This window comes from Streptococcus sp. V940 (assembly GCF_054353495.1).
Window position 1 is genome coordinate 920,838 of record NZ_JBTHHZ010000001.1, and the last position, 17,913, is coordinate 938,750.

Annotated in this window: 17 protein-coding genes; 4 read left to right on the top strand and 13 right to left on the bottom strand. The window is 41.1% G+C overall.

Annotated features, from left to right (window positions below):
* Positions 1–16 precede the first annotated feature (16 nt).
* Entirely contained in the window at positions 17–2,563 is a 2,547-nt protein-coding gene (locus ACXYSM_RS04695; protein ID WP_458634705.1) for a M1 family metallopeptidase, read from the bottom strand.
* 662 nt (positions 2,564–3,225) lie between these two features.
* Between ACXYSM_RS04695 and ACXYSM_RS04700 the strand changes: the two genes are divergently transcribed.
* On the top strand, positions 3,226–5,250 hold the full coding sequence (locus ACXYSM_RS04700) for a Cna B-type domain-containing protein (protein ID WP_458634528.1): 2,025 nt from the start codon (positions 3,226–3,228) through the stop codon (positions 5,248–5,250).
* A 190-nt stretch (positions 5,251–5,440) separates the two neighbouring features.
* Here the strand turns inward: ACXYSM_RS04700 and ACXYSM_RS04705 are convergent, their stop codons facing one another.
* The 8 genes from ACXYSM_RS04705 to ACXYSM_RS04740 form a co-directional block, all read right to left on the bottom strand.
* Positions 5,441–5,881 (bottom strand): ASCH domain-containing protein, encoded by a 441-nt coding sequence (locus ACXYSM_RS04705; RefSeq protein ID WP_458634529.1) that lies wholly within the window; start codon positions 5,879–5,881, stop codon positions 5,441–5,443.
* A 56-nt stretch (positions 5,882–5,937) separates the two neighbouring features.
* Complete coding sequence (locus ACXYSM_RS04710; protein ID WP_458634530.1) at positions 5,938–6,636, bottom strand: 3-oxoacyl-ACP reductase; 699 nt, start codon at positions 6,634–6,636, stop codon at positions 5,938–5,940.
* The gene (locus ACXYSM_RS04715; RefSeq protein WP_000141913.1) at positions 6,629–6,865 is read right to left on the bottom strand and encodes a DUF2829 domain-containing protein; all 237 of its coding nucleotides are present in this window, start codon (positions 6,863–6,865) and stop codon (positions 6,629–6,631) included. Before ACXYSM_RS04715 ends, ACXYSM_RS04710 begins: the two co-directional genes overlap by 8 nt.
* Before the next feature lie 98 nt (positions 6,866–6,963).
* Complete coding sequence (locus ACXYSM_RS04720) at positions 6,964–7,890, bottom strand: aldo/keto reductase (protein ID WP_458634531.1); 927 nt, start codon at positions 7,888–7,890, stop codon at positions 6,964–6,966.
* Positions 7,891–7,993: 103 nt separating this feature from the next.
* Positions 7,994–9,991, bottom strand: coding sequence for a methionine--tRNA ligase (metG, locus tag ACXYSM_RS04725; protein WP_458634532.1), 1,998 nt, complete (start codon positions 9,989–9,991; stop codon positions 7,994–7,996).
* Positions 9,992–10,115: 124 nt separating this feature from the next.
* Positions 10,116–11,375: an ABC transporter permease gene (locus ACXYSM_RS04730; RefSeq protein ID WP_458634533.1), complete on the bottom strand. Its 1,260-nt coding sequence runs from the start codon at positions 11,373–11,375 to the stop codon at positions 10,116–10,118.
* Between the two features lies 1 nt (position 11,376).
* Complete coding sequence (locus ACXYSM_RS04735) at positions 11,377–12,078, bottom strand: ABC transporter ATP-binding protein (protein WP_458634534.1); 702 nt, start codon at positions 12,076–12,078, stop codon at positions 11,377–11,379.
* Complete coding sequence (locus ACXYSM_RS04740) at positions 12,062–13,249, bottom strand: efflux RND transporter periplasmic adaptor subunit (RefSeq protein ID WP_458634535.1); 1,188 nt, start codon at positions 13,247–13,249, stop codon at positions 12,062–12,064. Before ACXYSM_RS04740 ends, ACXYSM_RS04735 begins: the two co-directional genes overlap by 17 nt.
* A 239-nt stretch (positions 13,250–13,488) precedes the next feature.
* Between ACXYSM_RS04740 and gor the strand changes: the two genes are divergently transcribed.
* Positions 13,489–14,835 (top strand): glutathione-disulfide reductase, encoded by a 1,347-nt coding sequence (gene gor / locus ACXYSM_RS04745; RefSeq protein WP_458634536.1) that lies wholly within the window; start codon positions 13,489–13,491, stop codon positions 14,833–14,835.
* Positions 14,836–14,975: 140 nt separating this feature from the next.
* The gene (locus tag ACXYSM_RS04750; protein WP_004253081.1) at positions 14,976–15,515 is read left to right on the top strand and encodes a biotin transporter BioY; all 540 of its coding nucleotides are present in this window, start codon (positions 14,976–14,978) and stop codon (positions 15,513–15,515) included.
* 51 nt (positions 15,516–15,566) lie between these two features.
* On the opposite strand, the gene ACXYSM_RS04755 is transcribed toward ACXYSM_RS04750, so the two are convergent.
* Positions 15,567–15,782, bottom strand: coding sequence for a YdbC family protein (locus tag ACXYSM_RS04755; protein ID WP_004253080.1), 216 nt, complete (start codon positions 15,780–15,782; stop codon positions 15,567–15,569).
* A gap of 92 nt (positions 15,783–15,874) precedes the next feature.
* Here ACXYSM_RS04755 and ACXYSM_RS04760 point away from each other — a divergent pair, with 92 nt between their 5' ends.
* The gene (locus ACXYSM_RS04760; RefSeq protein WP_458634537.1) at positions 15,875–16,195 is read left to right on the top strand and encodes a hypothetical protein; all 321 of its coding nucleotides are present in this window, start codon (positions 15,875–15,877) and stop codon (positions 16,193–16,195) included.
* A gap of 29 nt (positions 16,196–16,224) precedes the next feature.
* On the opposite strand, the gene ACXYSM_RS04765 is transcribed toward ACXYSM_RS04760, so the two are convergent.
* Genes ACXYSM_RS04765 through rimM form a run of 3 tightly spaced genes read right to left on the bottom strand, consistent with a single transcriptional unit; the run spans position 16,225 to position 17,803 of the window.
* Entirely contained in the window at positions 16,225–16,563 is a 339-nt protein-coding gene (locus ACXYSM_RS04765) for an ATP cone domain-containing protein (protein WP_004253071.1), read from the bottom strand.
* 12 nt (positions 16,564–16,575) lie between these two features.
* Entirely contained in the window at positions 16,576–17,295 is a 720-nt protein-coding gene (gene trmD, locus ACXYSM_RS04770) for a tRNA (guanosine(37)-N1)-methyltransferase TrmD (protein WP_006148775.1), read from the bottom strand.
* Positions 17,285–17,803, bottom strand: coding sequence for a ribosome maturation factor RimM (gene rimM / locus ACXYSM_RS04775; RefSeq protein ID WP_458634538.1), 519 nt, complete (start codon positions 17,801–17,803; stop codon positions 17,285–17,287). Before rimM ends, trmD begins: the two co-directional genes overlap by 11 nt.
* Positions 17,804–17,913: the final 110 nt, after the last annotated feature.

A 17,913-nucleotide genomic window follows, 5' to 3' on the forward strand; every position in this document is an offset into this window, starting at 1 on the left:
TTTAGACTTGAATGTGTTAAGCCTTACCATATTGTGCAACAACTGCTTCAACTGCTGCTTTCTCACGTTTAATCAATTCAACGCGAGCCGCGATATCCTTGATACCCATGCGGATGTTACGGCTAAGAGCGAGGTCAGAAAGTTGTGGTTCAAAGAAGGCCTTATACTCTGCCAAACGTTGTTCTGTTTTAAAGATGTGTGATGGGAAGATGACAAAGCTGTCAAAGCTCATATCTCCACCAAGGGCTGCCTTGATCCAATCCCAGTTTTCACGAGCCCAAACCCAAACAGTTTCTTGGGTAGCTTGGTGTCCGAGGAATTGGAGATACCATGAAGAAAGGTCTTGTGGCTTGACGACAAATTTGTCCTTCCAAGTTGCGAGAAGAGTTTGGATATTTTCTGCGTCTGTACTGTATGCAAGCGCAGCTGCTAATTGACGTTTGAAAACTGCATCTGTTGCATGAGTGTATAGATCTAGGTAAGTTGCAACCAAGTCCTTAGTCTCATTGTGTTTAATCTCATTGATGAGGACTTGAGAACGAATAGCTGCTGGAAGTCCTGCAAGATTTTCTTTATGGGCTGCAAAGATTTGACTTGCTACCTGACTAGCTTCTTCATCATTTGAACGAATCATCATAGAAATGGTTAATTGACGAACCAATTCATCCTCATCTGATTCTCCGTCTTTTGCTTCAAAGCCAAGGCGTTCATAATTATGACGGGCCAATTTAGCAACCAGAGTATTAAAGGATTTCTCAGTTTCTGTTCCTTCGTCGATAAAGCGCTCAAGGGCAGAAATCACTTGAGAAACTGCAGCAACAACCAGGTAAGACTCTTCCTTAGCTAGTTTATCAAGTACTGGCAACAAGTCAGCATATGATACATGTCCTGCTTCAGCAAGTAAACGACGTTCTTGGACGATTTGAAGCTTACTTGTGTTATCAAGTTCAACCAATTCTGAAAGGATAGCTTCCAGTAATTCACCTTGATAGTCAGTGATGTAGTGGGCAGTATTTTCAGTGTTGAGACGAAGAGCTCCTTCATTTTCAGCAAGAAGCGCAGCATAACCTGGAATTTCGATACTTTCAGTTTCGAGAGTATCTGGTAGGCCTTTCCAGTTGCTGTTAAGGGGTACTACCCAAAGACGGTTCTTGTCTTCATGCTCACCGATGAAGAATTGTTTTTGCGAAATCTTCAAAACATCATTTTCAACAGTGACAGTCAAAACTGGATATCCAGGTTGCTCCAACCAAGAATCCATGAAGGCTGCAACATCTCGACCAGATGTTTGTCCAAGTGCATTCCAAAGATCACGACCAATAGTGTTTCCGTACTGATGTTTTTCAAAGTAAGCATGCAAACCTTTAGCAAAATCAGCATCTCCTAGCCAACGACGAAGCATGTGCATGAGACGGCTTCCTTTGGCATAAACGATTGCAGAGTCAAAGAGCGTATTGATTTCATCTGGATGTTTAACTTCGACGTGGACAGACTGAACGCCGTCTGTCGCATCACGTTTAAGAGCGGCTGGTACTCCACTTGTTTGGAAGTCTTCAAAGATATTCCAGCTTGGCTCGATGGCATCCACACAGACGTATTCCATCATGTTAGCGAAGCTTTCGTTGAGCCACAGGTCATCCCACCACTTCATGGTCACAAGGTTACCGAACCATTGGTGAGCAAGCTCATGGGCAATGACAAGAGCTACTTGTTGACGGCTGGCAAAGGTAGAGTTCTCATCTACAACCAAGTAAACTTCACGGTAAGTCACAAGACCCCAGTTTTCCATAGCACCTGCTGAGAAGTCAGGAAGGGCGATATGAAGAGATTGAGGAATTGGGTACTTAACTCCGTAGTAGTCTTCGTAAAATTCGATAGAACGAACAGCGATGTCTAGTGAGAAATCAAGGTTTGAAAGTGGATGGGCCTTGGTTGAGTATACACCTACCAAGGTACCATTTTTAGTTGTAGCAGTTACCCCTTGCAAATCACCAGCTACGAAAGCTAGCAAGTAAGAAGACATACGAGGTGTAGTTTCAAACTTCCAGATGCCAGTTTCTTTGCGATTTTCAACGTCAATCTCAGGCATGTTTGACAAGGCAAGTTCGCCATCTGCTTGGTCAAAACGAAGAGCTAGGTCAAAGGTTGCTTTAGCTTCTGGCTCATCCACACATGGGAAGGCTTCACGGGCAAAGTGGCTCTCAAACTGAGTCGACAAGACTTCCTTCTTAACTCCATCAACTGTGTAGTATGATGGATAGATCCCCGTCATGTTGTCTGTGATTTTACCTGAAAAAGCAATAACCAATTCAACTGAACCTGCTTCTGCAAGTTCGATATGAAGGGCTTCGTTTTCGTTATCAACTGTAAATGGACGAGCTTGACCTGCTACTTCAACTGAAGAAATCTCCAAATCTTTTTGGTGAAGGGAAATACGGTCACTTTTAGCTTGACCAGTAATGGTTACTTTTCCTGAAAACGTCTTGGTCTCACGACTCAAGTCTAAAAATAAATCATAATGTTCAGGAACAAATGTTTCGATATAATGTTCTACTGCTTGCATCATATTCTCCTATTCTAAATTTCTGAGCGAATGCTCTAGTTCAAACATACCTATTTTATCATATTTTTAGTCAGAAAAAAGCTTTGAAAGTTCATTTATACAATTTTTGTCTTTTTGAACTCAAATAATAAGAAAATGGTTTTGTGGACGCCTAGAAATTCCATATTTTAAGCCTGTTTTGGGATTTTGTCAAAACAAGTCAAAAAACACCAAAATTTATAGGAAATTTGCATCTATTTCGTTGACTAATGTATACGTTAGTGCTAAAATTAGTGTGTTTGGTATATTAATACTTAATCTATGACAATCATTATGTCTTTTTTAATATATTGCACTTCTATTTTTAGTTTTCTTCAGAAGCGAATCCAATATTAAAAAAATTCATTGGTTATTTTTTAAATATTGGATTCACATCCATGAAATAAACTAGCAGAAAATCCCTGTTACGTCTAATAGTTACTCTAAATGTAAAGTAGTTGATAACATACGGAGTCTCAAAACTATTGCATTAATTTATCTTCACTGGAGCTGGAGTAAACTGCAATAAAGAAAGGATTATTCGTCAGAGTAGGACTGTCAATTTTATTAAAAGATATAAATCAACATTTTGGTTGTTATTACCAAACAAGAAGATTTTCTGGAAGAAAGGAATGGAGGAACAAGTGAAAACTTTCTATAAAAAATTATTCGCGTTTGTAGCAATGTTCAGTGTAGTTGCTCTTGGTTTGTCAATCATCAAGCCAGTTTCTGCAGCAACTGTCACTCCCACTATTACAAACCTTAAAGCAGATACATCTGGTCAAAAGGTCACATTTTCTTTTGAATGGGACTTAACAGGTAAATCTGTTAAAGAAGGAGATACTTTTACCATCGATGCTCCCGAAGGTTTAAATATCACAGAACTCGCTACGCAATCACTTCAAGCCAACGGTGCTGAAGTAGCTACCTTGTCAATGACAAACAAGAAGATTACTTTTACTTTTAAAAAAGCAATCGAATCCATGAACCAAAACGTTAAGGGTGGGTTCCAATACCGAGCAGTGTGGGATAGCACTCCAGGAAATCCTGGAAACAAGACCGCCACTTCTAAAGTCGGTTCAGAATCTGTCATCATTACACGCCCTGATGGACCTGGCGTATTTGAATCAGTATTGAATAAATACAACCTTACAGGTGACTATGTATCTAAGACATTCAAATTGGATGTTTCTGAAAACTATGCTTGGATGAATGTTGGAGATGACTACTATCTAACAAAATGGTTTATCCGTATCAATGGAGATGGTAAAAAACAAGCCATCACAAACCCTGTTGTATCAGATAAAATCCAAGCTCCAGCCGTCGATTACTCAAAAATCACTTTTGCTCCTGCTGCAAACCACGCTGCAAGTGAATTCTTCGTTGGAACTTACTTGAAACCATCATTCACATTGAGAAAAGGTGGACAAGTGGTTGCTTCAGGTTGGGATTTCTGGAAACATGTGAAATTCGATGCAGACGGAAATGGATTTACCGTTAATTTATCAGACGTAAGTGATGTTTTCAAAACAGCTACGGACGAAGAATTAATCGTTGAATACCAAACAATCATTCCTAAGACAACCATCCGTGTTGACAACAATGCAACCTTGACAGCTGATGAAATCACAACACCTCAAACTGATCCAGCTTTCTGGAACAATAATGAGTTGAAATTCTGGGTATCTGGTGATACAACTGTGACAGTTCAGAAAGAGTGGGTTGGTGACGAAGAATCTGACCGTAAAGATATCACTGTTCAATTATATGCTGATGGCCAAGCTTTGGAAGGGATGACACAAACTCTTACAAAAGCTTCTGATTGGAAAGCAGCATTCACTAATTTGCCAGGTATCAAAGACGGTAAGAAGATTGAGTACTCAGTAGTGGAAACAAATACACCTGAAGGTTACACTTCTAAAGTTGAAAAAATTGATGATGCAAACGTAATTAAGGTCGTCAACACATCAAACAAACCAACTACAACAACTACTGAAGCTCCAACTACAACTGAGGCTCCAACAACTACTGAAGCCCCAACAACTACTGAAGCTCCAACAACAACAGAGGCTCCAACAACAACAGAGGCTCCAACAACAACTGAAGCTACAACAACAACTGAAGCTCCAACTACTACTGAAGCTCCAACTACTACTGAAGCTCCAACTACTACTGAGGCTCCAACTACTACTGAAGCTCCAACTACTACTGAAGCTCCAACTACTACTGAGGCTCCAACTACTACTGAGGCTCCAACAACTACTGAAGCTCCAACAACTACTGAAGCTCCAACTACTACTGAAGCTCCAACTACTACTGAAGCTCCAACTACTACTGAAGCTCCAAAAACGACTGAAGCCCCAACAACTACTGAGGCTCCAACTACTACTGAAGCTCCTTCAGAAGTTACAACAACAACTGAAGCCCCAACAACAACTGAAGCCCCAAAAACAACTGAAGCTCCTTCAGAAGTTACAACAACAACTGAGGCTCCAACTACTACTGAAGCTCCTTCAGGAGTTACAACAACAACTGGAGCTACAACAACAACTGAAGACAAACCAGGACTTCCAAATACTGGTGAACGTAATAGCCTAATTGTTTCTGTTGCTGGTGTTGCAATGCTTATCGTAGCTGTAGGAACAGTTTTACATTATCGTAAAAAATAATCAACCAATGTAGAAGGGATATGAATAGGGATTTTAAAGATAACTATCTTTGAAAACTTTATCCAATAACTTTACTTGTTAGATTCAAAAAGCGGACATGACTGTCCGCTTTTTGTTTACTCGTTTTATCATTTAAAGTCAGAAAAAAGCTTTGGATAATGATTTCCAAAACTTCCTTCCTTATAGCAATCTATAGAGGGTATACCTTGCGAAATTCTTCTAAAACAACCATGCTATCAGTCGTAAAAGTCAGGCCAGCTTCTCCTAAGCAATCTTTGAAAAAGTCTTCATGAACCTGACGCCAATAGGCTAGAGATTTGTCTCCTTCACCTTCCTTATAGGCATGGTCGGCTGACACTTGATGGAAAGGCTGAACAGAAACCTTTGTAACTTCGACAATGCAGACAGCCTGATTTTGACTATCTAAAATGACATCGAAGGCCCCTTCTTGTGGAAGGGGTTCGTCCTCTAGTGCGTAGAGGTCGTAAGCTGAGGCTGTTGCTGTTTTTTCGCCTTTAAAGACCAGATTCGCTAAAATGTCTGGTTCCACTCCAAAAGCCCAGGCGTCTATCTCATCAACGATAGAGGGGTTGATTTGCTTGTAAGCATTCCATATTTCTTGCGGTGTCATGGGTTCTCCTTCTTTTACCTGTCAATTCATCTTAGAGGCCTTCTCTCAATTCTTCCTTACTTCAAAGACCAACCACCATCAATAGTGAGAATTTGCCCCTGCATGGCGCTTGCTTTTCCACTTGCTAAAAAGAGGCTGACTTCTGCCACTTCCTCTGGCTCAATCCAGCGTTTGATGGGTGTTTCACTGGCTACCCAGTTTGCCAGACCACCTGGCTCAAAGTCAGCTCCTGTCATACCAGTCTTAACCGCACCAGGAGCAATGCCAAAGACCTGGATACCTGCTTCTGCATAGTCCAGAGCTAATTGCTTGGTAAAACCAGCTAAGGCGTGTTTTGACGAGGTATAGGCGTGACCACCACCGCCAGCTAGGTTTGAAGCGATGGAGCACATATTGATGATGATTCCTTTTTTATTTTCCAGCATTTGAGTCAGATAATGTCGCGTCAACTCTGCTGGAGTCACATAGTTGATTTCAAAAATCTCTTGGATTTCTTGGGCAGACTGTTCCAGTAAGGGTTTGTAGTCATCCAAAACTCCAGCTGTGTTACACAAAATATTCACCTGAGGGCACCAGTCAAAAATTGGTTCCAAATCAAGCGTTAAATCGCGTTGTAGAAAGTGAAAGTCACCTTGTAAGGCAGGCTTTTCACCCTGATCCACACCAAAAACTTGATAACCTTTTTCTAAAAAGAGTCGAGCCTGTGCTAGGCCAATCCCTGAGCTAACACCCGTAATGAGTACACGTTTAGTCATGGACTTCCACCCAGTCTGTTGCTAGGACATCACAAGGTGTCGGGCTCCACATGGAAAAACCTTCCCCTTCTCCAGACACGTTGATTAGAAAATAAGGCGTCACTTCAAGGGCAACGCCGTTCTGTTCGATAGTATCAAAGAGCTGGACATAGTTTTCAGCCCCTCCCCAACCAGTACGTACATATTTTTTCTTAGCCTTTAGTCCAGGCAAAATTTCTTCAAATGTCATGTTTTTCTCCTTTGTTATCTATGAATCTTAATTTAATTATAACAAAAAACCGTTTTCCAACGGCTTTTTGACTGTGATTTCTTAAAATGCATTTTTTCCTAAGGCAAATCATTCCCTGCTGCAAGGTAAATCTCATACCACTCTTTTCGAGTTAGGTTGACATTACTTGCTTGGCTTGCTTCTATCAAATATTTAGGGTTAGTTGTTCCCACTACTGCCTGCATCTTAGCTGGATAGCGTAACACCCAAGCGATAGCAATAGCCGATGGGCTCACACTGTATTTTAAGGCTAGTCGATTTAGAACTTGGTTTAGTTGTTTGAACTTCTCATTGCCAACAAAATTCCCTTTGAAATACCCGAACTGCAAGACTGACCAAGCCTGAATGACCATATCGTTTAATTTGCAGTATTCAAAGACGCTACCATCACGCAAAGCTGCCTTGTCACCTTCCATATTGACATGGAAACCTGATTCAAATCCTGGTGTGAAAGCTGCGCTTAGCTGTAATTGATTGATAGATAAAGGTTGTTTGGCCTCTTTCTTCAGTAATTCCATCATCATGGGATTTTGGTTAGACACACCAAAGTCTCGAACCTTACCCGACTTGTCCAGGATTTCAAAGGCCTCTGCCACTTGATCAGCTTCCATCAAGGCATCTGGGCGATGGAGAAGCAAGCTATCTAGATAATCAACCTGCAATCGTTGTAGAATCCCATCAACTGACTCTAAAATATAATCTTTTGAAAAATCAAAATAGGTAAATTCTTCTATGCGAATGCCACACTTGGACTGAATCCACATCTTCTCACGCAAGTCAGGGCGATGTTTTAAGACTTGACCCAGTAATTCTTCGCAACGACCACGACCATAGATATCTGCCAAGTCAAAGGCATTGATTCCTACAGATAGGGCTGTTTCAACTAGCTCCTCAACCTCCTTAACAGACTTATCACTGATTCGCATCATGCCTAGGACGATTTCGGATAATTCTTTTTTCTCTTGACCAAATGGAATGTATTTCATGGCAACTTCCTCCGTTTTTCTTCATTATAAAGCAGAATGACACTTTTATCAACTGATACCTTACATAAGAAAAGAACCAGTTCAAACTGGTTCTTTTTAGATTTTACCCAATCACACTTCCGTTTGGTACAGCTGGATCAACTGTGAGAAGAGTTAATTTGCCGTCATGTTCAGCTGAGAGGATCATCCCTTGGCTGACATATTTTTTCATCATTTTACGTGGTTTGAGGTTGGCAACGATTTGGACTTTCTTGCCGACCAATTCTTGTTCATTTGGATAGTATTTTGCAATTCCTGAGAGAATTTGACGATCTTCACCATCACCAGCATCGAGGCGGAATTGAAGCAACTTATCAGAACCTTCCACTTTAGAAACTTCCTTGACTTCTGCGACACGGATTTCAACCTTATCGAAGTCTTCAAACTTGATTTCTTCCTTGTTCAGTTTGAGTTCGACTTCATCTGGATTCCATTCTTTCTCGACAGCGGGCTTGTTACCTTCCATTTGTTCCTTGATATAGGCGATTTCTTCTTCCATATCCAGACGTGGGAAGATTGGTGTTCCTTTGGCAACTACTGTTACTCCTGCAGGGAAATCAGCCAGGCTCAAATTTTCAAGGCTAGAAACTTCTGCTAGACCAAGTTGTGTCAAGACTGCACGACTTGTTTCCATCATAAACGGCTCAATCAAGTGAGCAACAACACGAAGGCTAGCTGCCAAGTGGCTCATCACACTTGCCAATTGGTCACGGAGAGCCTCATCCTTAGCCAAGACCCATGGAGCAGTCTCATCAATGTATTTGTTAGTACGTGAGATAAGAGTCCAGACTGCTTCAAGTGCACGTGGATAGTCAACTGCTTCCATGTAGGTATGGTAGTCAGCGATTGATTGTTCTGCCACTTGAGCAAGTTCATTGTCAAAGTCTGTTACACCTTCTACATAGGCAGGGATTTGTCCATCAAAGTACTTGTTAATCATAGAAACCGTACGGTTGAGGAGGTTTCCAAGGTCATTTGCTAATTCATAGTTGATACGCCCTACATAGTCCTCTGGAGTGAAGGTGCCATCTGAACCAACTGGAAGGCTACGCATGAGGTAGTAACGAAGTGGATCGAGACCATAGCGCTCTACCAACATTTCAGGATAAACGACATTCCCTTTAGACTTGGACATCTTGCCATCTTTCATGACAAACCAACCGTGGGCAATTAAACGATCTGGTAATTTGATATCCAACATCATAAGAAGGATTGGCCAGTAGATGGAGTGGAAACGAAGGATGTCTTTCCCAACCATGTGGAAGACTGTTCCGTTCCAGAACTTGTCAAAGTTGCCATGTTCATCTTGACCGTAACCAAGAGCTGTCGTATAGTTAAGAAGGGCATCGATCCAAACGTAGACAACGTGTTTTGGATTTGACGGGACTGGTACACCCCAGGTAAAGGTTGTACGAGATACCGCTAAGTCTTCCAAGCCTGGCTCAATGAAGTTACGCAACATTTCATTGAGACGTCCATCTGGAGTGATGAAGTCAGGATGTGATTTGAAAAATTCAACCAAGCGGTCTTGGTATTTGCTGAGGCGAAGGAAGTAAGATTCTTCTGAAACCCATTCAACCTCGTGACCTGATGGAGCGATACCACCCGTCACATTTCCAGCTTCATCACGGAAAACTTCTGCAAGCTGACTTTCTGTAAAGAATTCCTCATCGGATACTGAGTACCAGCCAGAGTATTCACCTAGGTAGATGTCATCTTGAGCTAGCAAGCGTTCAAAGACTTGCGCCACTACTTTTTCATGGTAGTCATCTGTGGTACGGATAAATTTATCATATGAGATATCCAGTAATTTCCAGAGTTCTTTAACACCAACTGCCATTCCGTCAACGTAGGCTTGAGGCGTGATGCCAGCTTCTTCTGCTTTTTGTTGAATCTTTTGGCCATGCTCATCAAGACCAGTCAGATAAAAGACATCGTAGCCCATGAGGCGTTTGTAACGTGCTAAGACATCACATGCGATAGTTGTGTAGGCAGAACCGATATGAAGTTTACCAGATGGATAGTAAATCGGTGTTGTAATATAAAAATTCTTTTCAGACATAATATTTCCTTTCCAGGCTAATGAAACCTGTTTTTCTAACACTTCATTATACCACATTTTTAGTGATTTTCGATAGAGAAATCTATACAAAAAACAAGATAGACAAGCGTCTATCTTGTTTATCTTATTCATAACGAAGAGCTTCGATAGGATCCAGCTTAGAGGCTTTGTTGGCTGGTAGAACACCGAATATCATACCGATACCTGCTGAGACCGCTAAACTAAAGAGAGCGATTGGGATGGATACTCCAACTTCGATTCCTGCAATCATGTTTTGAAGAAGAACACCTGCAAGCATAGTCACCCCTGCAGCAAGCAGTAGACCAATAAAACCACCTAATAAGGTTAAAATCATGGATTCAATCAAAAATTGAACCAGAATATTACCCCGAGTTGCTCCTAGTGCTTTCCGTAAACCAATCTCACGGGTACGCTCTGTCACTGAAACAAGCATAATGTTCATAACACCAGTACCACCGACAAAGAGGGAAATACCCGCAATAGCACTAATAATCGTTGTTATGAAGCCAAAGAGTTGTTGAACTTCTTGGAAGGCGGCAGACGCATCTGCAACTTGATATTCCCCTTGTTGAAGACCTCCAATCTCTGTCATTCTTCTTGCCAACTCTGGCCCCAAAGTCTGGGTTAAGCTAGTATCATTGACACGGAAGACAATATTTGAAATCTCGTCTGTGTTAAAATTAGCTGCCAAGGAAATATTGGTCGTAATTGGAAGTCCTCCAACACCAAATGCTTTGGCTGCCTTGGCTTCCTTACTTGCGTAAACACCAATAACACGGTAACTAATCTCATTTACTTCAATAATTTGATTGAGGGCTTCTTTTGCTGAACCAAAAAGGCTATTGGCTAGTTCTTCATCTAGGATGATAACACTTGCGAAATCCTTATAATCTTGTGCTTTAAGTCCACGACCTGCAATAATTTCATTTTCGACCGCATCCATATAAGTGACATTTCCACCCGTCATGTTCGCGTGTTCGACCTTTTTATCCTTATAAGTCAAGGTCACATTGGCTGAGTTGGTTACATAGTAGCTATCCACTCCCTTAAGCTTAGCAGCTTCTTTGACCCAAGCTTCTTGAGGTTTTGGTGGTTCAACAAAAACTTCTTCTTGACCGCCAGACAAGGTCAGGGCAGATTGTCTTTGTGTAAAGGAACCGTCCTTACTCTTGGTAGGTGAGAAAAAGACATGAATGTCTTTTTGAGACTTGGTCATGTTTTTATTGACCTGGCGAGACATAGAGTCACCCAAGGCCATGATCACGACAACTGAGGAAACACCGATGATAATACCAATCATGGTCAGGAAGGAACGCATCTTGTGGGCCATGATAGATGAAAAGGCAAATTTCAGATTCTGCATCTTAGTTTTCCTCCTTTTCTACTTGAGCACTGTCAGACGAAATGATACCGTCACGGATGACAATCTGACGCTTGGCGTAGGCAGCAATTTCAGGCTCATGCGTTACCATAATGATGGTTTTTCCTTCTTTGTTTAATTCAACTAAGAGTTGCATGATTTGGTTTCCAGTTTTGGTATCCAGGGCTCCAGTAGGTTCATCTGCCAAGATGATAGAAGGATTGTTGACCAATGCACGCGCTATGGCCACCCTTTGCTTCTGACCACCCGATAATTCTGATGGTAAGTGATGGCTACGCTCAGTCAGTTCAACCTTTTCCAAATACTCTTCTGCTAATTTGCGACGTTTTGAAGCTGAAACTCCCGCATAAATCAAGGGAAGTTCGACATTCTGGAGAGCATTCATTTTGGACAAGAGAAAGAATTGTTGAAAGACAAAGCCAATTTCTTGATTTCGCACCTTGGCTAATTGTTTTTCACCCAAACCAGCTACTTCTTTTCCATCTAGAAAATACTGACCACTTGTAGGGGTATCCAACATACCAATGGTATTCATGAGGGTGGACTTACCAGAACCAGATGGTCCCATGATAGCCACGAATTCTCCCTCTTGAACTTCAAGGTTAATGTTTTTGAGAACTTGAAGCTCTTGATCACCATTTCGATAGCTACGGCAGATATTTTTGAGGCTAATTAGTTGCTTCATCAGTCTTCACCTCTTTTCCTTCTTGCAAGGAAGCTGTCGGATTACTGATGACTTTTGCTCCATCTGTCAGACCAGATGTGATTTCTTGGTTTTCTGCATCTGCATTGCCCAATCCAACTTCAACCTTTTTGGCCTTTTGATTTTCATCAAGAATCCAAACATAGTTTTTATCTTCTTCCATGACGATACTTGTAATAGGAACAAGCAATGCTTTACTCATACTTTTCACTTCGACACTGACAGAAAAACCTTGTTTCAAATCGCCAATTTCACTAGTTACATCGACCGTATATGGGTATTTAGAACCTGTGTTTGATCCCGCAACACTTGCGCTTGCTTCACTATTATTTTTTGGATAATTTGAAATATAGCTAATCTTACCATTCCATGTCTTATCTGGATAAACCTTAGAAGTAAAGGTGACTTCTTGGCCAACAGAAAGGTTTGCAAGATTGTACTCAGAAAGCTCTCCCTTGACCTGCAAGTTATCGTTACTTACGATATGAACCAAAACTTGACTATTTCCTGTTGGAGATTTTGAAACATTGCGATTGACTTCGACAACTGTACCTTCTAAAGTACTCAAAACTGTAGCGGCATCCAACTGTGCCTGGGCTTTTTCAAGTTGCGCCGCCGCGTCTGCACGAACATCACGCGCATCACTGATTTGTGAATCGATAGAAGCTGTAGCTGATGTAGAAGATTGTGCTTGGGTTTGGTCCGTAGCACCTTCAATCCCTGCTTGAGGGAGCACAGGTGTTGCTACGGCGGTATTTCGAGCCTCATTCAATTCATTGATATGACGGTCAGCTTTCGCAACTGCACGACTGGCAGCATCATAGGCAGCCTGAGCTTCTGTACTACTATACTTGACTAGTGCCTGCCCCTCGCTAACCTTATCTCCTACAGAAACCAAAACCTCATCCAAGTCACCCTTACTAGCATCATAATAAACATATTGTTCATTCTGAGCCGTCACAGTACCGGATAAGAGAACTGATGAAGCTACTGAACCCTCTTTTGCAAGAGTAATCTTTGCAGTTTCATCTTTTGTTGCAGCTTGATTTGGTTGTCTTAATAGAAGAACGGCAGCCGCTCCCACTACAAGAACTGATGCAACACCGATAGCTGTAAATAAAGGCCATTTCTTGGCTTTTGACTTTCTTTTCATATCAATACTCCTTTTTAATTGCATATATTAAGATTATAGCACATATCTTAAAAATGAACAATTGCTTTCTGACCATCCAAAAATATTTGCTAAATCTTTTATTGTTGTGTTAGTTATATAATACAACTTCTTTTTTATTTTTGCAAGCATTTTCTTAAGAAATTTAAGCGTAGCAGATTTTTGCATTGATTTCCAAAAAAAGATAGAATATGACTAGAAAACAACTAAAGGAGCTTTCTATGAGAGAATTTGATATTATCGCCATCGGAGGAGGTAGCGGGGGAATTGCTACCATGAATCGTGCTGGTGAACATGGTGCTAAGGCGGCAGTTATTGAGGAAAAGAAATTAGGAGGAACTTGTGTCAATATTGGCTGCGTTCCTAAGAAAATCATGTGGTATGGAGCACAAATTGCCGAGAGTATCCACAAATATGGACCTGACTATGGTTTTACAAGCACTAATAACGAATTTAATTTTGCAACACTTCGTAAGAATCGTGAAGCTTATATTGACCGTGCTCGCTCGTCTTACGATGGAAGCTTCAAGCGCAACGGGGTTGATTTGATTGAAGGACGTGCTGAGTTCGTTGATGCTCATACAGTCAGCGTTAATGGCGAATTGATCCGTGCTAAGCATATTGTGATTGCGACTGGAGCTCATCCTCATATCCCTGCTATTCCTGGTGCTGAACTAGGCGGTAGCTCAGATGATGTCTTTGCTTGGGAAGAGTTGCCTGAATCGGTAGCTATTCTAGGTGCCGGTTACATTGCTGTAGAATTAGCTGGTGTACTCCATACACTTGGTGTACAGACTGATTTATTTGTCCGTCGTGAACGTCCACTTCGTGGATTTGATAGCTATATTGTTGAGAGCTTGGTTCAAGAAATGGAAAATACTGGACTAAAACTCCACACTCACAAGGTTCCTGCTAAACTTGAAAAAACCGAAGAAGGTATTCGAATTCATTTTGAAGATGGCAGCACTCATACTGCCAGTCAAGTTATCTGGGCAACTGGTCGCCGTCCAAACGTTGAAGGACTAAATCTGGAAAAAGCAGGCGTTACCCTTAACGAACGTGGTTTCATCCAAGTTGATGAATACCAGAACACAGTCGTTGAAGGTATCTATGCTCTTGGAGATGTTACAGGCGAAAAAGAACTAACACCTGTCGCTATCAAAGCTGGTCGTACTCTCTCAGAAAGACTATTCAATGGCAAAACAAATGCCAAAATGGACTATACAACTATTCCAACTGTTGTCTTTTCACATCCAGCTATCGGAACTGTCGGTCTGACAGAGGAAGAAGCTATCAAAGAGTATGGACAAGAAAACATCAAAGTCTATACTTCAAAATTTGCATCTATGTATTCTGCCGTTACTAGTCACCGTCAAGAAGCTCGCTTCAAGCTCGTAACAGCTGGTGCAGACGAAAAGGTTGTTGGTCTTCATGGTATCGGCTATGGCGTCGACGAAATGATTCAAGGTTTTGCAGTTGCTATCAAGATGGGAGCTACAAAAGCAGACTTTGATGCTACTGTCGCTATCCACCCAACTGGCTCAGAAGAATTTGTAACCATGCGTTAAAAGAAAAAAGAGACCCCTTGGTCTCTTTTTTACTCTAAATCGGCCGTTACAAATTTGTAACCTTTTATTTTAAAATAGGTTGACATTTATATCTCATTCGGTATAATAGTTACTATAATTTATAGAAGAGGTTAACTATTTTGAAAAAAGCACACATTTACGCTATCCCAGCTATCGGGGCTGCACTGATTGCAGTATTGGCACAAATTAGTATGCCGATTGGTCCAGTTCCTTTCACTCTGCAAAACTTTGCTATTGGACTCATCGCTACTGTTTTTAGACCAAGGGAAGCTGTTCTCTCTGTCGGACTCTATCTCTTACTTGGTGCTATTGGCCTTCCGGTCTTTGCTAACGGTGGAGCTGGATTTCATGTTTTAGTTGGACCAAGCGCTGGTTATCTTTGGTTCGACCTTGTCTATGCAGGGCTTGCTTCCTATCTCATTCACACCAATAGTGGCGTATTACGTATTTTCTTTGCAAATCTCTTGGGAGATTCACTTGTTTTTGTCGGTGGTATTCTCAGTCTCCACTTCTTAGCTGGAATGCCTTTTGATAAAGCACTGGCTGTCGGTGTTATTCCCTTTATCATACCTGATCTTGCCAAAATTGTAGCCATTAGCTTCATCAGCCGACCACTACTCCAACGTCTTCGTACACAAGCTTATTTTTCAAGCAAATAAAAGAGGCCGGGATTTCCCCTAGCCTCTTTTTAATGAATCTTGGATGAAAGTTTATTGATTCTTAAAAGCATCCACCATGATTTGAAATTCTTCATTTGAGAGGGTAATTCCTTTCCCCATCTTGGTGTGGTCAGGACTCCAGCTACGAATGTCAAACTTCGCTGGTGCACCATTAAAGCTGACACGATTGATTTCTTTGGTCCATCCTTTTTCATTTTCAGATAGAGTAAGCAAGTGTTCTTCAATTTCAAATGTAAATTCTGCCATGTTTTTCTCCTTTTTGTTCTCAATTGATTATTCGAAAAATCTTGTAGATTTCATAAAATTTTTATATAATGATGTAAAGAAGGGAGGCCGGAATGAAAGATTTATTAAAACAGGCTTTGCGAAAAGTTCATGATTTTGTCAATGGACATGAAGATTCCATTCCTGAAAAAAGCGACCCCCTAATTGCTAGACTTGAAGAAGCCTTAGCTAAAAAAACAGCTGTACACATCATTTTTGCTGAGTCAAGTTTTACAGGCGATATTATCAAGTATGATACTGACCGCCAACAAATTATCGTTAAAAATTTCGCCAAAAACGTCAGCCGTATTATTCGAGTGTCGGATATTCGAAGAGTAACTTTCGTTCCTTCTACTATCCAAACAGCCCAAAAAAGAAGATTTAAGAAAGAGTGAGATGCTTCTATCATCTCACTCTTTTTATCTTAGCGAATTTGTTCAAAATGAAGGTGAACAGCGATGTGGTCGCCATAACCGCTTCTCTCCAAATCACGTTGCAAACGATAAGAGATATAGTGTTCTGCGATTGTAATGTAGCCAGCACCAAGTAAGCGGTGCTCAACCATTGATTGAATCATACTGATAGTCGCACGTTCTACTTTTGCTTCTTCTAAATCCAACACAACTTTTTTAGTAACTTGAGCTAGATTTTGGCGCAAATCGTCAGTCAAAACATAGACTGTCTGAGCCGCCTTAAGGATAGCTTGGTAGATTTTATCTGGATCAAAATCAGCGACTTGTCCATCACGTTTAATTACTTGCATAGTTTTCTCCTTTTAATTGTTATTTTCTTTAATTTCTGCTAACATTTTCTCTTCTTCTGCTGTCAGTTCATACTCTTCCAGCAAATCAGGTCTACGTTGGTAGGTTTTCTTGAGACTCTCATAGAGTCGCCATTGACGTATGTTTTCATGGTGTCCACTCATAAGAACATCTGGAACTAGCATTCCACGATAATCGTAAGGTCTTGTGTACTGAGGATATTCCAAGAGTCCTGATGAAAAGCTATCATCTTGGTGACTTGCTTCCTTCCCAATAACTTCTGGAATCAAGCGAACCGTCGCGTCAATCATGGTCATCGCTGCTAGTTCTCCACCAGTCAAGACATAATCTCCAAGGGATATCTCATCGGTTACCAAGGTTTTAATACGCTCATCATAACCTTCGTAGTGACCACAGATGAAGATAAGCTCTTCTTCTTGCGCCAAATCCTCCGCATAAGCCTGATCGAACTGCTTCCCAGCAGGGTCTAAGAGAATCACGCGCGGGTTCTTTTTTTCAATCGCATCAAAGGCGTCAAAGATGGGTTGGGCTCTAAGGAGCATCCCTTGACCACCTCCATAAGGTTCATCATCCACATGACGAGCCTTTTCAGCGTAGTCACGAAAATTATGATAGTGGATATCTAAGAGTCCTTTTTCACGAGCCTTGCCAACGATGGAATGTTCTAAGGGTGTGAACATTTCTGGAAAGAGAGTTAAAATATCAATCTTCATCGTCTAACCCTTCTAAGAGTTCAACATCCACACGGTTATTAGGAATATCTATATTGAGAACTACAGGTGGGATATAAGGTAAGAGTAGGTCTCGTTTGCCTTTTCGTTTGACTACCCAGACATCATTGGCGCCTGGCTGAAGGATTTCCTTGATAGTTCCAATCAAGTTATCTCCCTCATAGACTTCTAAACCGATAATCTCGTGGTAGTAAAACTCACCATCATCGAGGTCATTGAGATTCTCCTCAGCAACCTTCAGACTGTAGCCCTTGTATTTTTCGATATCATTGATATGGTACATATCTTTAAACTTGATGATATCGAAGTTTTTTTGTTTACGGTGGCTTGCAATGACCACTGTTCGCACAAACTGATCTTTATCATCAAATAAGGCAAGCTCTGCCCCTTTTTTAAAGCGTTCTTCAGCAAAATCTGTCACTGACAAGACTCGCATTTCACCCTGCAAACCTTGAGTATTGACGATTTTCCCAACGTTAAAGTAGTTCATCTGATCTCCTGTATCTGTTTCTCCCTTTATTTTATCATGTTACAGGGATTTTCACAAGTTGGAGAAAGGGTTAACGATTCTTTAATTATGAAAAACATTCATGGATTTTC

Bases quoted from the DNA above. Each gene is read 5' to 3' on its own strand.
- ACXYSM_RS04715 (WP_000141913.1), bottom strand. From the start codon at position 6,865: ATGACATTTGAAGAAATTTTGCCTGGACTAAAGGCTAAGAAAAAATAT.
- ACXYSM_RS04710 (WP_458634530.1), bottom strand. From the start codon at position 6,636: ATGACTAAACGTGTACTCATTACGGGTGTTAGCTCAGGGATTGGCCTA.
- ACXYSM_RS04755 (WP_004253080.1), bottom strand. From the start codon at position 15,782: ATGGCAGAATTTACATTTGAAATTGAAGAACACTTGCTTACTCTATCT.
- ACXYSM_RS04720 (WP_458634531.1), bottom strand. From the start codon at position 7,890: ATGAAATACATTCCATTTGGTCAAGAGAAAAAAGAATTATCCGAAATC.
- metG (WP_458634532.1), bottom strand. From the start codon at position 9,991: ATGTCTGAAAAGAATTTTTATATTACAACACCGATTTACTATCCATCT.
- ACXYSM_RS04735 (WP_458634534.1), bottom strand. From the start codon at position 12,078: ATGAAGCAACTAATTAGCCTCAAAAATATCTGCCGTAGCTATCGAAAT.
- ACXYSM_RS04740 (WP_458634535.1), bottom strand. From the start codon at position 13,249: ATGAAAAGAAAGTCAAAAGCCAAGAAATGGCCTTTATTTACAGCTATC.
- rimM (WP_458634538.1), bottom strand. From the start codon at position 17,803: ATGAACTACTTTAACGTTGGGAAAATCGTCAATACTCAAGGTTTGCAG.
- ACXYSM_RS04695 (WP_458634705.1), bottom strand. From the start codon at position 2,563: ATGCAAGCAGTAGAACATTATATCGAAACATTTGTTCCTGAACATTAT.
- ACXYSM_RS04760 (WP_458634537.1), top strand. From the start codon at position 15,875: ATGAAAGATTTATTAAAACAGGCTTTGCGAAAAGTTCATGATTTTGTC.
- ACXYSM_RS04705 (WP_458634529.1), bottom strand. From the start codon at position 5,881: ATGACACCGCAAGAAATATGGAATGCTTACAAGCAAATCAACCCCTCT.
- trmD (WP_006148775.1), bottom strand. From the start codon at position 17,295: ATGAAGATTGATATTTTAACTCTCTTTCCAGAAATGTTCACACCCTTA.
- gor (WP_458634536.1), top strand. From the start codon at position 13,489: ATGAGAGAATTTGATATTATCGCCATCGGAGGAGGTAGCGGGGGAATT.
- ACXYSM_RS04765 (WP_004253071.1), bottom strand. From the start codon at position 16,563: ATGCAAGTAATTAAACGTGATGGACAAGTCGCTGATTTTGATCCAGAT.
- ACXYSM_RS04730 (WP_458634533.1), bottom strand. From the start codon at position 11,375: ATGCAGAATCTGAAATTTGCCTTTTCATCTATCATGGCCCACAAGATG.